Raw genomic sequence first — 13,953 nt, 5'->3', positions numbered from 1 at the left:
AAGGACCGGCGGCCTTGTCGCGCCGGCGAAGGAAAACGGGGCGGCGCCGCATCAGACGTCGTCGCGGGGCGCAGGCGACTCGACCGGTGGCTTGGCTCCCTTCGGCAGGTGGCCGAACATGTGCGGCTTCACCTCATGCAGCCAGGAGAGCGCTGCCGGCTCCTTGCGCCAGAGGGTTCGGGCCAGCGGCAGCACCTGCTCGCCGATCAGGATGCCGAGAAGGCCGACGAGGGCCACGATCGGCGGCGCCGGCGAGCGCACGTTGAGCAGGCTGTAGACGACGCCGACCAGAATGCCGGCGCCAAGGGACATCAGATAGATTTTCATGAGGGGGATCCAATGAGCGTATCGCCGGCCGCACCCACGGTCGCGCAGACCTCGGCGACGGCCTCGAGGATGACCGCAGCCACAGCATCCGGCTTCGACAGCAGAGACATGTGGCTGGCATCAAGCGTGGTCGTGCGTGCATTGAGGACGCTTGCCAGGTGATGCTGCAGTTCCACGCTGACCGCACGGTCGTTCTGCGAGATCACGTACCAGTTGGGCAGGTCCGCCCAGGCCGCCTTCGTCACCGTGTCGGAAAAGGTCGTGGAGCCCAGCGGCGGCTGCAGGGCAAACAGGGTGGCAGCCTCGTCCTCGGGCAGGTCCTGCGCAACGCAGGTCACCCAGCCATTGCGGCTCATCCAGTAGCCGCCGAGCGCATCGGCCGAGACCTGGCCAAGCCCTGGCGGGGCCGGAAAGGCGGCCACCTGATCACCGGTCGACTGGCCGGCATTCGGCGCAAAGGCTGCGACATAGACGAGTGCCGCCACTTTCGGATCATTGCCCGCCTCGGTGATGACGGTGCCGCCCCAGCTGTGACCGACCAGAACGACGGGGCCATCGACGATGTCGAGAATGCGACGCGTCGCCTTGACATCCTCGGCCAGCGAGGTGGTGGGGTTCTGCACGGCATGCACACGGATGCCGCTTGCCATCAGCAGGGGAATGACCTTTCTCCAGCCGGACCCGTCACCCCAGGCGCCATGCACCAGAACGACGGAGGGCTTGCTCGTTTGGGAACCACTCATGAAATCACTCCTCGGGCAGGGATGACAGCGGCGGGCAAGGGGGCGCCCCTCCACAAGGAGGGGCACCGGGAGCGGGCATCAGTGGCCTTCGGAGGCGCCGAACATGGTCTTGGCGTAGATGATGCCGAGGCCGTAGGAGCCGCCGAACTTCTTCGCCACGCCGGTGGTCATGTCGTAGGTTTCGGTGCGGGCCCAGTCGCGCTGCAACTCCAGCAGGTACTGGAGCGAGGTCATCGGCTGCGCTCCGGCCTGAACCATGCGATCCATGGCGCGGTCATGCGCCTCAACGGAGACATCGCCGCAGGCATCGGCGATGACGAAAACCTCAAAACCCTGGTCGATGGCCGAAAGTGCCGGGCCGACGATGCATACGCCTGTCCACAGACCGGCCAGCACGATGCGCGTCTTGCCAATCCGGTTGACCTCATCGATGACGGCAGAATCCTCCCAGGTGTTCATCGAGGTACGGTCAAACAGCGCCTGGCCCGGGAAGGCCTCGGTAATTTCGGAAAACATCGGGCCGGAAAAACTCTTCTCGGCCACGGTCGTCAGGATGGTGGAAACACCAAAGCCCTTGGCGCCATTGGAAATCAGAGCCGCATTGTTGCGCAGGTTCACGGCATCGATGCTCTTGGTCGCAAAAGACATCTGCGACTGGAAGTCGATCAGGATCAGCGTGTGGTCATGCGGCTTCAGAAGCTTTGCGCCGGGCGTCGGCGTCGCGGTGATGGACATGGGTGCCTCTCGAAATTGGATGAGCCCCGGAAAGGGTACGGCACAGTCTTAGACGGGCGGCGCACGACGCTCTTGCATGTTGCGCGTCGGATTTGGACGTTTCGATCATGACGACGCGGAGAAGGGACCAAGGCCACATCCGGGAGGCGCCGGGCTCCCTCCCGGATGCGCGGCAGACTCAGTGGCGCGACCGGCCTGCGGCGTGACCGGCGCGGCCTGCGGCACGAATGCCGAGCGCCAGCAGGGCGAGCATGGCGCCGAGCAGGCTGACACCCGTCCAGCCGGCATGGCTCCAGGCGAGGGTTGCAAGTGCCGCACCGGCGGCGCCGCCGAGGAACATCGAGGTCATGAAGACCGTATTCAGCCGGCTGCGGGCGTCGGGGTCCAGTGCATAGACGATGTGCTGGTTCGAGATGAGGGCACTCTGGATGCCGAAATCGAGGATGATCACGCCAATCACCAGCGCACCGAGCGAGGCCCAGAGGCCGAAGATCACCCAGGCGGCAAGGGCGAGAAGGGCGCCAAGCCAGACGACGACATGCGGGCCCTTGCGGTCGGCAATGCGGCCCGCCAGCGGCGCGGCAAAAATCCCGGCAGCCCCCACGATGCCGAACAGGCCGGCCACATCGGAGCCGAGGTTGAAGCGCGGAGTGGTGAGATAAAGCGCCAGCACCGTCCAGAAAGCGGTGAAGGAGGCAAAAAGCGCGGCCTGCATCAGGGCTGCGGTGCGCAGTGCCGGTTCACGCTTCCAAAGATGTGCGAGCGAGGCCAGCGCCGTGCCATAATGCATGCGGGAGACCGGACGGTGCTGCGGCAGCGTTGCGGCCATCAGCAGCCCGGCGACCAGTGCCAGCGGCACGCCAAGCCAGAACATCTCCCGCCAGCCGGCATGGGCACCGATAAAGCCGGACAGTGTGCGGCTGAACAGGATGCCGGAGAGGACGCCAGCCATCACTGTGCCGATGGTCGCGCCGCGCCGCTGCGGGCTGGCAAGCGAGGCAGCAAAGGGCACGATCTGCTGGGCAACGGTGGCACCGGCGCCGACGGCCAGCGAGGCCAGCGCCAGTGTCCAGCCGGTGGGCGCCATGGCCGCGAGCGCGAGCGCCATGGCAAGCACGACGAACTGCCCGATGATCAGCCGGCGGCGATGCACGAGATCGCCAAGCGGCAGCAGAAAGAACAGGCCGAACGCATAGCCGAGTTGCGTCGCGGTCGGGATCAGCCCGGTGACCGGCTCCTGCGGAAAATCGGCCTCGATCAGGCCAAGCATCGGCTGATTGTAATAGATATTGGCAACCGCGATGCCGCTGGCAACGGCCATGGCAAGGAGGGAAAGCTGGCCAAGGCCCCGATGCGTGGCCGCCGGATGGACTGCGGTCGTTTCCATGATGATCGCCTTTCTGGCTGGATTGAACTGTCCATCTCTGTAGCCTTTTTGCGATTTATGATTTAGTCATGCAAAACGATCGATCAGCATAACGGATTTCGATAGAATGGACACGGCCGATGTGCAGGTCTTCGTCGCGGCGGTCACTGCCGGCAGCCTCGCGGCGGCGGCGCGCCAGCTGGGCCTGACGCCGATGATCGCCAGCCGGCGTCTCGCGGCACTCGAAACTGCGCTGAATATCCGGCTTCTGCATCGCACCACCCGGTCACTGGCCCTGACTCCGGAAGGCGAGACCTTCCTGCCCTTTGCCCGGGCGCTGGTGGAAAACGAGGCCGAGGCCATGGCACGGCTGAGGGCCGAAACGCTCGGCGCCGCCGGGCTTCTGCGCGTCTCCGTGCCGATATCCTTCGGGCTGAAGTTCATCATGCCCTTCGTGCCGAAGCTGCTGGAGGACAATCCGGACCTGCGGATATCGGTCGATCTCAGCGACAGCCTGCCGGATCTGGTGGCGACCGGCACGGATCTCGCCATCCGCATCGCGCGGCTGCGCGACAGCAGCCTGATTGCCCGCAAGCTCGCCGACAACCCGCGTGCGCTGGTGGCAAGCCCGGCCTACATCGCCCGCCGCGGCCTGCCGAACCGCGTGGAGGATCTGGCGGAGCATGATTGCCTAGCGCTCGGCAGCGCCACCCACTGGACCCTCATGGGCGAGGGACGGGAGCGGCATGTGCGCCTGAGCAGCAGGCTGTCCTGCAGCAGCATTGCCGGATGCCAGGCGGCCAGTCTGGCCGGCGGCGGCATCGCCCTTCTGTCGAACTGGTATGTGGATGAAGACGTGGCGGCCGGCCGACTGGTGAAGATCAATCTCGTTGACGCTGTGCCGGAGGAGATCGCCATCTGGGCCGTCTACCCCACCAGCCAGCTGGTGCTGCCCAAGGTACGGGTCTTCATTGCAACATTGCGCCAGACGCTCATCGCAGCCGGTATCCGCACCGTCTGAGGAGCAGGGATCCATCACGCCGCCGACCGTCCGGCACAACGGTTATCTCCATCTTTGCCCGATCTTTTTGTCTGTTTCGATCATTTTGGCACCAAACCCGGCTCGTCCAGGCGGACCGGGCAGAAAGATAGCCTTGCGCCGGGCCTCGTTCTGGCGTAGCGGCTTGATATTGCGCAAATTGCGGAAGCAATGCCGGGGAGCAGGCCATGGCGGCAGGGACAGACTACGAAGCCGGCAAGCTCAGCCTCCTTTCCCACTTCCCGTCGCTGCGGGTCGCCCCCTTCCGGCGGGAAACCATCTCGGCCTGGCATGTTCGCGAGGGTCTGGAAGACGGTCGCGACGTGGTGCTGCATCTTGAAGCGCGCCCGGCCTATTTCGCGATGATCTATCTGAGACCGGTCACCCATTGTGATCTCCTGGCGGATGGATCGGCCCTGCCGCCACGGGAATACGAGCAGGGCAGCATCTGCCTCGTCGATCTGCGCAAGGGGGCGGAGATCCGCATCTCGACCAGGCTGGATGCCGTCGGCGTCATGCTGCCGCTCTCGCTGGTGGAAGAGGTGACCGGCCGCTTTCCGGATCTGAGGGTGCGACCGAGGCTTCGCCGCAACACGCCCGACCCCGTGATCCACAAGCTCGGCCTCGCGCTGCTGCCCTTCCTATCGGGCGATGATGACCACGCTTCACCTGCGCTCCAGCACATCATGGCAGCGCTGTGCATCCAGCTCGTCAGCGAGCAGCGCACGGTCCACTGACCGGCCTCAGGCCTCCTCCTGCCGGCGGGCGAGGAGCGGATAGACCACGAGACCATCCTCCTGGCCGCGCGGAAAGTGACCGTCGCGGTGGCGGCGCTCTGCCGCCTTGTAGCCCGCGGGGCTGACGCCGATATAATGCTTGAACATGCGGGAGAAGTAGTAACTGTCGGCATAGCCGACAAAGGCTGCCGTCTGCTTGACCGAACGACCGCCGGCCAGGAGGCCCATGGCGCGCTCCATCCGCTTGAACTCCTGGTACTTGACGGGAGTCAGCCCCACCTGGCGGCGGAAGATGCGGCGAAAATAATCGAGATTGTAGGGGATTGAGGAGAGAACCGTCTCCACGATCGCATCGTTCAGGGGATCGGCGGCGATGCGGCTTGCCGCCACCATCACCGCCAGCGACAGCGCATCCGGATTGTCGACCGATGCCTCCTGCTGCTGGCGCCAACCGAGGAAGGCCGCATCGATGAACTCGGTGAGGAACACCATGAACATGTGGTGTTGCGGCAGCGTTGTGGATGAAAGCGGCACCGTTTCGCGGTAATGCCGAACCAGCGGCGCCAGCATCTCCCAGCGGGGCAGGCGGACGGCGCGGCGGATGTCCATCTGCGAGATCAGGTCCATGCGGCCGAACACGTCGAGCGTGAAGTGCTGGGCGACCCCGGTATAGGGTTCGCTTGACGTGGTGCGCCCGACGAACCGGGTTTCGGCAGGGATCAGCATGGCCGATCCGGGCTCCATCGCCACCCTCTCCCCGGCAACTTCATAGTCCGCTCTGCCTGTAAGACATATGACAAGATCATGCACGGCATTCACCTTGTCGATCCGCCAGGTCGGCGAGTGCAGCATCTTGATGGCAGAGCGCGTGAGGCTGAGACTGAGCGCCTGCACCGGAATGGCCGCCAGAGGGCCTTGTTCGTTTTTATCCATCTTTTTGTCCGGAAGCCTCTATTCTCTTCTGGCAGCGTCAGGAAGATAGTAGCGCCCTACGGCGGAAAACACCAGATCCGTCGCCTGTTCAATGGGAGGAGCGGGGGAGAAGCAGCTGACGCTGGACGCATTCGCGCGCGCTGATGCAGAAAACCCCGATGTCGACATGCAGAATTCGGAACGCCCGATCTGGAACCCTTCCGGCCATGGCAGTGCGCCTGCGCAGCCATGGCCGGCGAGGATCTCCACGGGGCACCACAAGAACGCTTTCCCTGAAAACCTGTATGACATCACCGCATGTCACCGCCCGAAAGCCATTCCGGCACGTCACGGCGGGCAGGTTCACACACCGGCCGCCCGGCCGACCCTTCCCGTAGGAGTTGCCGCATGAGCGGAGATAACCGCTTTCTCGGGCTCATCTATCTGTCGCCCTATATCATCGGGCTCCTGGTGTTCACGGCGCTGCCCTTTGCCGCGTCCTTCTACCTGAGCTTTACCGACTACAATCTGATGAGCGCGCCGGTCTTCACCGGCATCCAAAATTACATCAAGCTGTTCACCGCAGACCGCACCTTCCGCAAGTCGCTGTGGGTCACGCTGGTCTACGTGTTCACCACGGTGCCGCTGAAGCTCGCCTTCGCGCTCTTCATCGCGGTCATCCTGAACTACAAGCTGAAATTCATCAATTTCTTCCGCACCGCCTTCTACGTGCCGTCCATCCTCGGCGGCTCGATCGCGATCGCGGTGATGTGGCGCTACCTGTTTGCCGATGTCGGCATCGTCAACATGGCGCTGGCCGGCATCGGGCTGGAACCGGTCAACTGGTTCGGCGATCCGACGAATGCGCTGTTCACCATCACGCTGCTGCGCCTTTGGCAGTTCGGCTCTGCCATGGTGATCTTCCTCGCGGCTCTGCAGAGCATCGACAAGTCGCTCTACGAGGCGGCCTCCATCGATGGCGCCGGCAAGTTCTCCACCTTCTGGCACATCACCATGCCGCTCATCACGCCGGTCATCTTCTTCAACCTGATCATGCAGATGGTCCAGGCCTTCCAGGAGTTCAACGGCCCCTACATCATCACGCAAGGGGGGCCGCTCAAATCCACCTATCTGCTGCCGCTCTACATCTATGAGCAGGCCTTCAAGCGCTTCGACATGGGTTATGCCTCCGCGATCGCCTGGGTGCTCTTCGCCATCATCATGGTGCTCACCGTCATCGCCTTCTGGTCCTCGCGCCACTGGGTCTACTACGCCGGCGACAAGAGGAGCTGATCCCATGGCCGATCACGTGCTATCCCCCAATCTCGCCGTCGACCAGGAGGCCGACCGCATCCTGAAGGCGCAGCGCCGCCGCCACCTCGTCAGCATGGTACTGCGCTACGGCATCCTTGCGGCCGTCGGCCTGCTGATGCTCTACCCGCTGATCTGGCTGGTCGGCGCCTCGTTCAAGACCAATTCGGAGATCTTCGCCGGCGCAGGCTTCATCCCGCACGAGCCGACGACTTCCGGCTATGTCAACGGCTGGAAGACCTCGACGCCCTACACCTTCGGCCACTTCTTCTGGAACACCTTCCTGATCGTGATCCCGAAGATCATCGGCACGGCAATCTCCTGCACGGCGGTGGCCTATGGCTTCGCCCGCTTCGATTTCCCCGGCAAGAAGGTGCTGTTCGCCTCGCTGATCGCCACGCTTCTGTTGCCGAACGTCGTCACCCGCATTCCGCAATACCTGCTGTTCCGCGACCTCGGCTGGCTCGATTCCTTCCTGCCGCTCTGGGTGCCCTCGGCCTTTGCCGGCGATGCCTTCTTCGTCTTCATGCTGGTGCAGTTCCTGCGCGCCATCCCGCGCGACATGGAAGAGGCCGCCCGCGTCGATGGCGCCAACACCTGGCAGGTGCTGCTGTTCATCGTCGTGCCGCTTCTGACGCCGGCGCTGATATCGGTCTGCCTGTTCCAGTTCATGTGGACGATGAACGATTTTCTCGGGCCGCTCATCTACATCTCGTCGGTCGACAAGTTCCCCGTGTCGCTGGCGCTCAAGCTCTCGATCGATACCACCGAAGCCTTCGAGTGGAACCGGATCCTGGCCATGTCGGTGCTGACGATCCTGCCGGCGCTGATCGTGTTCTTCGTGGCCCAGAAATACTTCATCGAAGGCATCTCCGCCGGTGGCGTGAAAGGATAAGTCATGGCTCGTCTGCAGCTTAGAAACCTTGAAAAAGACTATGGCGGCTTCAAAGCCGTGCATGGGATCAACCTGGACGTGGCCGATGGCGAGTTCATGGTGCTGGTCGGCCCTTCCGGCTGCGCCAAGTCCACGACACTGCGCATGATCGCCGGCCTGGAACGCGTTACCGGCGGAGAGATCCGCATCGGCGACAGCCTCGTCAACGACAAGGCGCCCGGCGAACGCGGCATTGCCATGGTGTTCCAGAACTATGCGCTTTACCCGCACATGAAGGTGCGCAAGAACCTCTCCTTCGGGCTTCGCCTCAAGCGCCGGCCAGCCGAGGAGATCGAGCGGGCGACCCGCGACGTCTCCAACATCCTGGAGATCGGTGATTATCTGGAGCGTCTGCCGAAGCAGCTGTCCGGCGGCCAGGCGCAGCGCGTCGCAGTCGGCCGCGCGCTGATCAAGAAGCCGCAGGTCTTCCTGTTCGACGAGCCCTTGTCCAACCTCGACGCAAAACTGCGCGCCTCCATGCGCGTGCGCATCACCGACCTGCACAAGCAGCTGAAGGCCGATGGTTTGCAGTCGACGGTCGTCTACGTGACCCATGACCAGACGGAAGCGATGACCATGGGCGACCGTATCTGCGTGATGAAAGAAGGCCGCATCATGCAGGTGGCCGATCCGGTGACGCTCTACAACCGCCCCGCCAATGCCTTCGTCGCCGGCTTCATCGGCAGCCCGGAGATGAACCTGATCGATGCGGATCTTTCCGGCAGCACGCTGTCGATCGGTTCGCAGAGCCTGGCGCTCGGGCCGGCCATGCTGGAACGGCTGAACCCGAAGGCCGCGAGCGCGCTGACCTTCGGCGTGCGCCCGCAGCATTTTTCGCTGGTCGGCGCCGGCGAGGACAACGCGCTTGAGGGCCGTGTCTCGCATGTCGAGTTCATGGGCCACGAGGTCTACCTCTACGTCAATGTCGAGGGCCAGCAGATGATCGTGGTGGTGTCGGCCACCGCTTACGACCGAAGCAAGATCCAGGGCGACATCGTCCGCCTGCAGCCCAGCCAGGAGACGGCGCATCTGTTCGACCGCAAGACCGGGGAGAACGTCTCCCTGGCCGATCTTCACTAAACATGTCCGGGAGGAATGACATGAAACTGACCAAGCTTTTCCTGGCGACGGCGCTTGCCGCCACCAGCCTTGCCCAGGCGGCGGGCGCTGCGGATCTGCGCATGTCCTGGTGGGGTGGCGACAGCCGCCACAAGGCAACGCAGGCAGCGCTGAAGGCCTGCGGCGACAAGTATGGCCACACCATCGCCGCCGAATTCACCGGCTGGGACGGTCATCTGGAGAAGGTGACGACGCAGATCGCCGGCGGCACCGAAGCCGATATCATGCAGATCAACTGGCCCTGGCTGCCGCTGTTCTCGATCAAGGGCGACGGCTTTGCCGATCTCAACCAGTACAAGGACGTGATCGACCTCAGCCAGTGGTCGGCGGACGATCTGGCGGCCGGCACGATGAACGGCAAGCTGAACGGGCTCTCGGTCTCCACCACCGGCCGCGTCTTCATGTTCAACAAGACCGCGTTCGACAAGGCGGGCGTCGCCCTGCCGAAAACCTGGGACGAACTGTTTGCCGCCGCAAAGCAGCTGAAGGCGAAGGCCGGCCCGGATGCCTATCCGATGAATGCCGTGAAGGAGACGGCCGTTCTGCTGATCTCGCTCTACGCCACCCAGAATACCGGCAAGGATCTCGTCGATCCCGTTGCCAAGAAGGTGGCCTGGAGCGAGGACGATCTCGCCAAGGCGATCGAGTTCTACGGAAAGCTGGTGAAGGACGGCGTCGTCGTATCCCAGAAGGGCAATGCGGCGGAAGGCAACCTCAACCTGTTCGAAAGCCCGAAATGGGCCGATGGTCGCATTTCCGGCTCCTATGAATGGGATTCGACCTTCTCCAAATATGCCGATCCGCTGAAGGGCCAGGTGCTGGAGCCGGTCGCCATCCTGAAGAATGCCGATGCCAAGACGGAAGGCGTCTACCGCAAGCCATCGATGGTCTTCTCCATCTCCAAGCGCTCGAAGAATCCGAAGGCGGCCGCGCAGATCGTCAACTGCCTGCTGAACGAACCGGAGGGCATCACGGCGCTCGGCACCTCGCGCGGCCTGCCGGCCAGCAAGATCGCCGCCAAGATGCTGGCCGATGCCGGCAAGATCGAGGCGCCGATCGCCGCCGCCCATGACCTCATCGTCAAGGGCACCGGCCCGACCGTCTCGCCGCTCAATGAGCATCCGGAAATCCGCGCCGTCTTCCTCGATACGCTGGAAGAGTATGGCTACGAGCAGATCAGCGCCAAGGATGCCGCCGAGCAGATCATCGAAGGCGTCAACGGCGTGCTGAAAAAGTTCTGATGCGACCGGGCGGTCCCCGCGACGCCGGGGACCGCCCTCCCATGACACAAGGAATGACCGGCATGCCCACGCTTGCGCTTCTGGCGGCAACCCCGCGCACGGCGACCTTCAGCCTCGATGCAGCCGAGAACCATTTTGCGCTGACCACCGCAAAGTCCTGGCGTCTCGACGACGCAGCGGGAGAGCGCGTGGCCGAGGGGCAGACCGACCGGGTGGTGACGACCCTGCACGGCCTCCTGCCGGGGCAGACCTACCGGCTGGAGGTGGCCGGTGCGCGCCTTGGCTTCACCACGGCGGCGGAAAGCGCCCTCATCGACATTACCGATTGTGGCGCGAGCCCCACGGCAGCCGATAATGCGGCGGCGATCCAGGCCGCCATCGACCGGCTGCCGCCGCAGGGCACGCTGAAGATCCCGCGCGGACACTTTCAGAGCGGACCGATCTTCCTCAAGAGCGACATGACCCTGCTTCTGGAGGACGGGGCGGTGCTGTCTGGCCATCCGGATCGCGCCCGCTATCCGGTGCTTGCGGCCCGCCATGCCGATCACCGCGTGCTCGGCACCTGGGAAGGGGTGGCGGAGCCCTGCTTCGCAAGCCTGGTGACGGCGCTCGACTGCACCGGTTTGACGATTACCGGCGCCGGCACCATCGATGGCGGCGGCGATCGCGGCGACTGGTGGAGCTGGCCCAAGGAGACGCGCGATGGGGCGCGCCGACCGCGCACCCTGTTTCTCTCGCACGGGCAAAATGTCCGCCTGACGGGCATCACCGTGCGCAACTCGCCCTCCTGGACCATTCATCCGGTGTTCTGCAGCGACGTTCTGGCAGCAGATCTCGTCATCGAGAACGATCCCCTCTCGCCCAACACCGACGGCCTGAACCCGGAATGCAGCCGGGATGTGCGCCTCAGCGGCCTGTCTTTCTCCGTCGGCGATGACTGCATCGCCATCAAGGCGGGGAAACGCGATCCGAAGGGCGGGCTGGACCAGCCCTGCGAGCGTATTGTCGTGGAAAACTGCCGCATGCAGCGCGGCCATGGCGGCATCGTGATCGGCAGCGAGATGAGCGGTTCGGTGCGCGATGTGACAGTGCGCCGCTGCGAACTGCGTGAAACCGACCGCGGCCTGCGCGTGAAGACGCGGCGGGGCCGGGGTGGCCGCGTGGAAAGGATCGCGCTGGAAGGCTGCATGATGGACCGGGTGGCGACACCGCTCGTCATCAACAGCTTCTATTTCTGCGATGCCGACGGCCGCTCCGACTATGTGCAATCCCGCGAGCCGCTGCCGGTGACGGATGCCACGCCTGTTGTCGCCGACATCACCATCCGTGATGTGGTGGCGGAAAATGTCGCGGTGGCCGCGGCGGCCTTCTACGGTCTGCCGGAAGCGCCGATCACCGGCATCACCATCGAGAATTACCGGGTCGGCTTCGATCCGGAGGCGCAGGCGGATGTACCGGACATGGCCTGCGGTTTCGCGCCGCTGCGTCACGCCGAGATCATCCTCGAGCATGCGAGCCTCACCCGCCCCGCCGGCCTTCATCTTTCCCGTCCGACACAGAGTATTGCCGTATGACCGTGAGCCTGCCCGACTATTTCGATGCCTATGCCCGTGACTATGCCTATTACAAGTCGGGCAGCTGGTGCTACGAGGACGGCTGCCTCTATCGCGGCCTGATCGCGCTGCATGAGGCAACCGGTGAACGGCACTGGTTCGAGCACCTGACGCGGCTCGTCAACGGGCAGGTGGATGCGGCCGGGTCCATCGCCGGCTATACGATCACCGAATACAATATCGACAATGTGCTGCCGGGACGGGCGCTGGTCTATCTGGCGCAAAAGACCGGTGAGACGCGCTATCGCACGGCGGTGGACCATCTGGTCAGGCAGTTCCAGACCCATCCGCGCATTGGCGCGGGGCCGCATTGGCACAAGCTGCGCTATCCGCATCAGGTCTGGCTCGACGGGCTCTATATGGCGCTGCCGTTCAAGGTGGAATATGCAGGGCTTTCAGGGCAGGCGGATCTTGCCCACCAGGCGCTCTCCGAAATGCTGACGGCGCTCGATCTCACCTTCGACGCCCCGAGCGGGCTCTACCGCCACGGCTATGACGAGGAACGCCTGCAGGCCTGGGCGGATCCGGTGACCGGGCTTTCGCCGGCGCATTGGGCCCGCTCCATCGGCTGGCTCGCCATGGCCATGGTCGACATGGCGGAGACGCTGCCGGCCGGCGCCGGTCGCGACGATCTTGCTGGACGGCTCGCGGCGCTGCTGTCGGTGCTTGCGAAGCTGCGCACCGTGGACGGGCGCTGGCTGCAGGTCATCGACCAGCCGGAGCTTGCCGGCAACTATGCCGAAAGTTCGGCCACCGCCATGTTCGCCTATGCGTTCCTCAAGGCTGCGCGCCTTGGCATTCGGGACGCGGCGGGCCGGATCGGCGCCCAAGCGGTGATCAGCCTGACGCGGCATGCGCTGGCCCCCGGTGCCAATGGCCGCACGGTGCTGCAGCAGATATGCTGCGTGGCGGGCCTTGGCGGCTTCGATGGTCACTATCGCGACGGAACGCCCGGTTATTATCTGTCGGAAACGCTGCGCGACGACGACATCAAGGGCGTGGCACCGCTGATGATGGCGCATGCCGAGAGCGAGATCGCCCGCCGCGCGGCAAACCAGCCGGACGACGCGGTGGCCTGATCAGCCATCTGGCCGGCATCTGCCATCTTGATGGCTCGTGCCGGTTCCCCTATAGTGAGGGCCAGAAGGAGCAACCCGATGGCCGAACCGCAACTCTCTGTCCGCAGCGCCAAGGCGCGTGACCTGGCGCACCGGCTCGCCCGCCGCGAGAACCGGTCGATTGCCGATATCGTCGAGCGGGCGCTCGAATCCTACGAGATCCGCGAGGCGGGCCGCGAGCCGGCGCGTGCCTTCTATGCCCGTCTGACCGACCAGTCCGGCACGGAGATCGATCTCGACGCGATCATCCGCGCCGGGCGCGCCCCGCATGCGGGGATCGATCTTTGATCTTCATCGATACCAATGTCCTCTCCGAGACGCTGAAGAAGGCACCGTCGGAGGCGGTGATCGCGTGGCTGGTGCGCCATGATGCGGAAATCGCGCTGTCTTCGGTGGTGATCGGCGAGATTGCCTACGGTATCGCCAAGATTCGGCCGGACCAACGGGCCGAGCGACTGGAACAGGGGCTGACCGACTGGCGCCGGCGTTTTGCCGACCGCATCTTTGCTTTTACCGAGGAGACGGCGCTGATCTACGGCCTCCTGATGGGCGAGGCTGCACGGCAGGGCCGGGGTATGTCGGCCCCCGACGGCATGATTGCGGCGATTGCACGCGCACATGGCGGGCGGCTTGCCACCCGCAACACCGGCGATTTCCTCACCTGCGGGCTCGATCTCGTCAATCCCTGGGATTTCTAGAGCCTTTCCGGTGAAACCCAGATCACCTGAAATGCTCTATCTCTTTGTTTTCACGCAGTC

The 13,953-nt window shown here is 64.3% G+C and carries 15 protein-coding genes; 10 read left to right on the top strand and 5 right to left on the bottom strand.

Features of this window, described 5'->3' with window-relative positions:
• Positions 1 to 51: 51 nt before the first annotated feature.
• From F3H95_RS17960 to F3H95_RS17945, 4 genes are all read right to left on the bottom strand, one after another.
• Positions 52 to 327 (bottom strand): XapX domain-containing protein, encoded by a 276-nt coding sequence (locus F3H95_RS17960; RefSeq protein WP_143127763.1) that lies wholly within the window; start codon positions 325 to 327, stop codon positions 52 to 54.
• Positions 324 to 1,070 carry an alpha/beta hydrolase gene (locus tag F3H95_RS17955; protein WP_149746997.1) on the bottom strand — a complete coding sequence of 249 codons (747 nt, stop codon included), beginning with the start codon at positions 1,068 to 1,070 and terminating at the stop codon, positions 324 to 326. The genes F3H95_RS17960 and F3H95_RS17955 overlap by 4 nt, the downstream gene beginning before the upstream one ends.
• Positions 1,071 to 1,148: 78 nt before the next feature.
• On the bottom strand, positions 1,149 to 1,799 hold the full coding sequence (locus F3H95_RS17950) for a hydrolase (RefSeq protein ID WP_210245919.1): 651 nt from the start codon (positions 1,797 to 1,799) through the stop codon (positions 1,149 to 1,151).
• A gap of 184 nt (positions 1,800 to 1,983) precedes the next feature.
• Positions 1,984 to 3,192 carry an MFS transporter gene (locus tag F3H95_RS17945; RefSeq protein WP_149746996.1) on the bottom strand — a complete coding sequence of 403 codons (1,209 nt, stop codon included), beginning with the start codon at positions 3,190 to 3,192 and terminating at the stop codon, positions 1,984 to 1,986.
• Between the two features lie 106 nt (positions 3,193 to 3,298).
• On the opposite strand from F3H95_RS17945, the gene F3H95_RS17940 reads away from it, so the two are divergent.
• On the top strand, positions 3,299 to 4,192 hold the full coding sequence (locus F3H95_RS17940; protein ID WP_143128045.1) for a LysR family transcriptional regulator: 894 nt from the start codon (positions 3,299 to 3,301) through the stop codon (positions 4,190 to 4,192).
• 206 nt (positions 4,193 to 4,398) lie between these two features.
• The gene (locus F3H95_RS17935) at positions 4,399 to 4,947 is read left to right on the top strand and encodes a hypothetical protein (RefSeq protein WP_149746995.1); all 549 of its coding nucleotides are present in this window, start codon (positions 4,399 to 4,401) and stop codon (positions 4,945 to 4,947) included.
• Positions 4,948 to 4,953: 6 nt separating this feature from the next.
• On the opposite strand, the gene F3H95_RS17930 is transcribed toward F3H95_RS17935, so the two are convergent.
• The gene (locus F3H95_RS17930) at positions 4,954 to 5,880 is read right to left on the bottom strand and encodes an AraC family transcriptional regulator (protein WP_149746994.1); all 927 of its coding nucleotides are present in this window, start codon (positions 5,878 to 5,880) and stop codon (positions 4,954 to 4,956) included.
• 387 nt (positions 5,881 to 6,267) lie between these two features.
• Here F3H95_RS17930 and F3H95_RS17925 point away from each other — a divergent pair, with 387 nt between their 5' ends.
• The 8 genes from F3H95_RS17925 (at position 6,268) to F3H95_RS17890 (ending at position 13,893) form a co-directional block, all read left to right on the top strand.
• Positions 6,268 to 7,152, top strand: a complete 885-nt coding sequence (locus tag F3H95_RS17925) for a sugar ABC transporter permease (protein WP_143128048.1) — start codon at positions 6,268 to 6,270, stop codon at positions 7,150 to 7,152.
• Between the two features lie 94 nt (positions 7,153 to 7,246).
• The gene (locus tag F3H95_RS17920) at positions 7,247 to 8,065 is read left to right on the top strand and encodes a carbohydrate ABC transporter permease (RefSeq protein ID WP_342782440.1); all 819 of its coding nucleotides are present in this window, start codon (positions 7,247 to 7,249) and stop codon (positions 8,063 to 8,065) included.
• A 3-nt stretch (positions 8,066 to 8,068) separates the two neighbouring features.
• Positions 8,069 to 9,184, top strand: a complete 1,116-nt coding sequence (locus F3H95_RS17915; RefSeq protein ID WP_149746993.1) for an ABC transporter ATP-binding protein — start codon at positions 8,069 to 8,071, stop codon at positions 9,182 to 9,184.
• A gap of 20 nt (positions 9,185 to 9,204) precedes the next feature.
• Positions 9,205 to 10,464 carry an ABC transporter substrate-binding protein gene (locus F3H95_RS17910; protein ID WP_143128051.1) on the top strand — a complete coding sequence of 420 codons (1,260 nt, stop codon included), beginning with the start codon at positions 9,205 to 9,207 and terminating at the stop codon, positions 10,462 to 10,464.
• A 62-nt stretch (positions 10,465 to 10,526) separates the two neighbouring features.
• A complete protein-coding gene (locus F3H95_RS17905) occupies positions 10,527 to 12,038 on the top strand; it encodes a glycoside hydrolase family 28 protein (protein WP_244618062.1) in 1,512 nt (503 codons plus the stop codon).
• 2 nt (positions 12,039 to 12,040) lie between these two features.
• Positions 12,041 to 13,156, top strand: a complete 1,116-nt coding sequence (locus tag F3H95_RS17900; protein ID WP_188134426.1) for a glycoside hydrolase family 88 protein — start codon at positions 12,041 to 12,043, stop codon at positions 13,154 to 13,156.
• A gap of 78 nt (positions 13,157 to 13,234) precedes the next feature.
• Positions 13,235 to 13,483: a plasmid stabilization protein gene (locus tag F3H95_RS17895; RefSeq protein WP_143127333.1), complete on the top strand. Its 249-nt coding sequence runs from the start codon at positions 13,235 to 13,237 to the stop codon at positions 13,481 to 13,483.
• Positions 13,480 to 13,893, top strand: a complete 414-nt coding sequence (locus tag F3H95_RS17890; protein WP_143127334.1) for a type II toxin-antitoxin system VapC family toxin — start codon at positions 13,480 to 13,482, stop codon at positions 13,891 to 13,893. Before F3H95_RS17895 ends, F3H95_RS17890 begins: the two co-directional genes overlap by 4 nt.
• Positions 13,894 to 13,953: the final 60 nt, after the last annotated feature.

Origin of the sequence: Rhizobium sp. RU35A (genome assembly GCF_900156005.1) — a bacterium.
In the GTDB taxonomy this organism is placed as follows: domain Bacteria; phylum Pseudomonadota; class Alphaproteobacteria; order Rhizobiales; family Rhizobiaceae; genus Neorhizobium; species Neorhizobium straminoryzae.
Note: the sequence above shows the minus strand (reverse complement) of the source record. Positions and strands in the feature narration are given on the sequence as shown.

Excerpts from the sequence above, each read along its gene's own strand:
- F3H95_RS17940 (WP_143128045.1), top strand. The coding sequence starts at position 3,299 with ATGGACACGGCCGATGTGCAGGTCTTCGTCGCGGCGGTCACTGCCGGC.
- F3H95_RS17945 (WP_149746996.1), bottom strand. The coding sequence starts at position 3,192 with ATGGAAACGACCGCAGTCCATCCGGCGGCCACGCATCGGGGCCTTGGC.
- F3H95_RS17955 (WP_149746997.1), bottom strand. The coding sequence starts at position 1,070 with ATGAGTGGTTCCCAAACGAGCAAGCCCTCCGTCGTTCTGGTGCATGGC.
- F3H95_RS17895 (WP_143127333.1), top strand. The coding sequence starts at position 13,235 with ATGGCCGAACCGCAACTCTCTGTCCGCAGCGCCAAGGCGCGTGACCTG.
- F3H95_RS17920 (WP_342782440.1), top strand. The coding sequence starts at position 7,247 with ATGGTACTGCGCTACGGCATCCTTGCGGCCGTCGGCCTGCTGATGCTC.
- F3H95_RS17910 (WP_143128051.1), top strand. The coding sequence starts at position 9,205 with ATGAAACTGACCAAGCTTTTCCTGGCGACGGCGCTTGCCGCCACCAGC.
- F3H95_RS17930 (WP_149746994.1), bottom strand. The coding sequence starts at position 5,880 with ATGGATAAAAACGAACAAGGCCCTCTGGCGGCCATTCCGGTGCAGGCG.
- F3H95_RS17915 (WP_149746993.1), top strand. The coding sequence starts at position 8,069 with ATGGCTCGTCTGCAGCTTAGAAACCTTGAAAAAGACTATGGCGGCTTC.
- F3H95_RS17905 (WP_244618062.1), top strand. The coding sequence starts at position 10,527 with ATGCCCACGCTTGCGCTTCTGGCGGCAACCCCGCGCACGGCGACCTTC.
- F3H95_RS17960 (WP_143127763.1), bottom strand. The coding sequence starts at position 327 with ATGAAAATCTATCTGATGTCCCTTGGCGCCGGCATTCTGGTCGGCGTC.
- F3H95_RS17925 (WP_143128048.1), top strand. The coding sequence starts at position 6,268 with ATGAGCGGAGATAACCGCTTTCTCGGGCTCATCTATCTGTCGCCCTAT.
- F3H95_RS17935 (WP_149746995.1), top strand. The coding sequence starts at position 4,399 with ATGGCGGCAGGGACAGACTACGAAGCCGGCAAGCTCAGCCTCCTTTCC.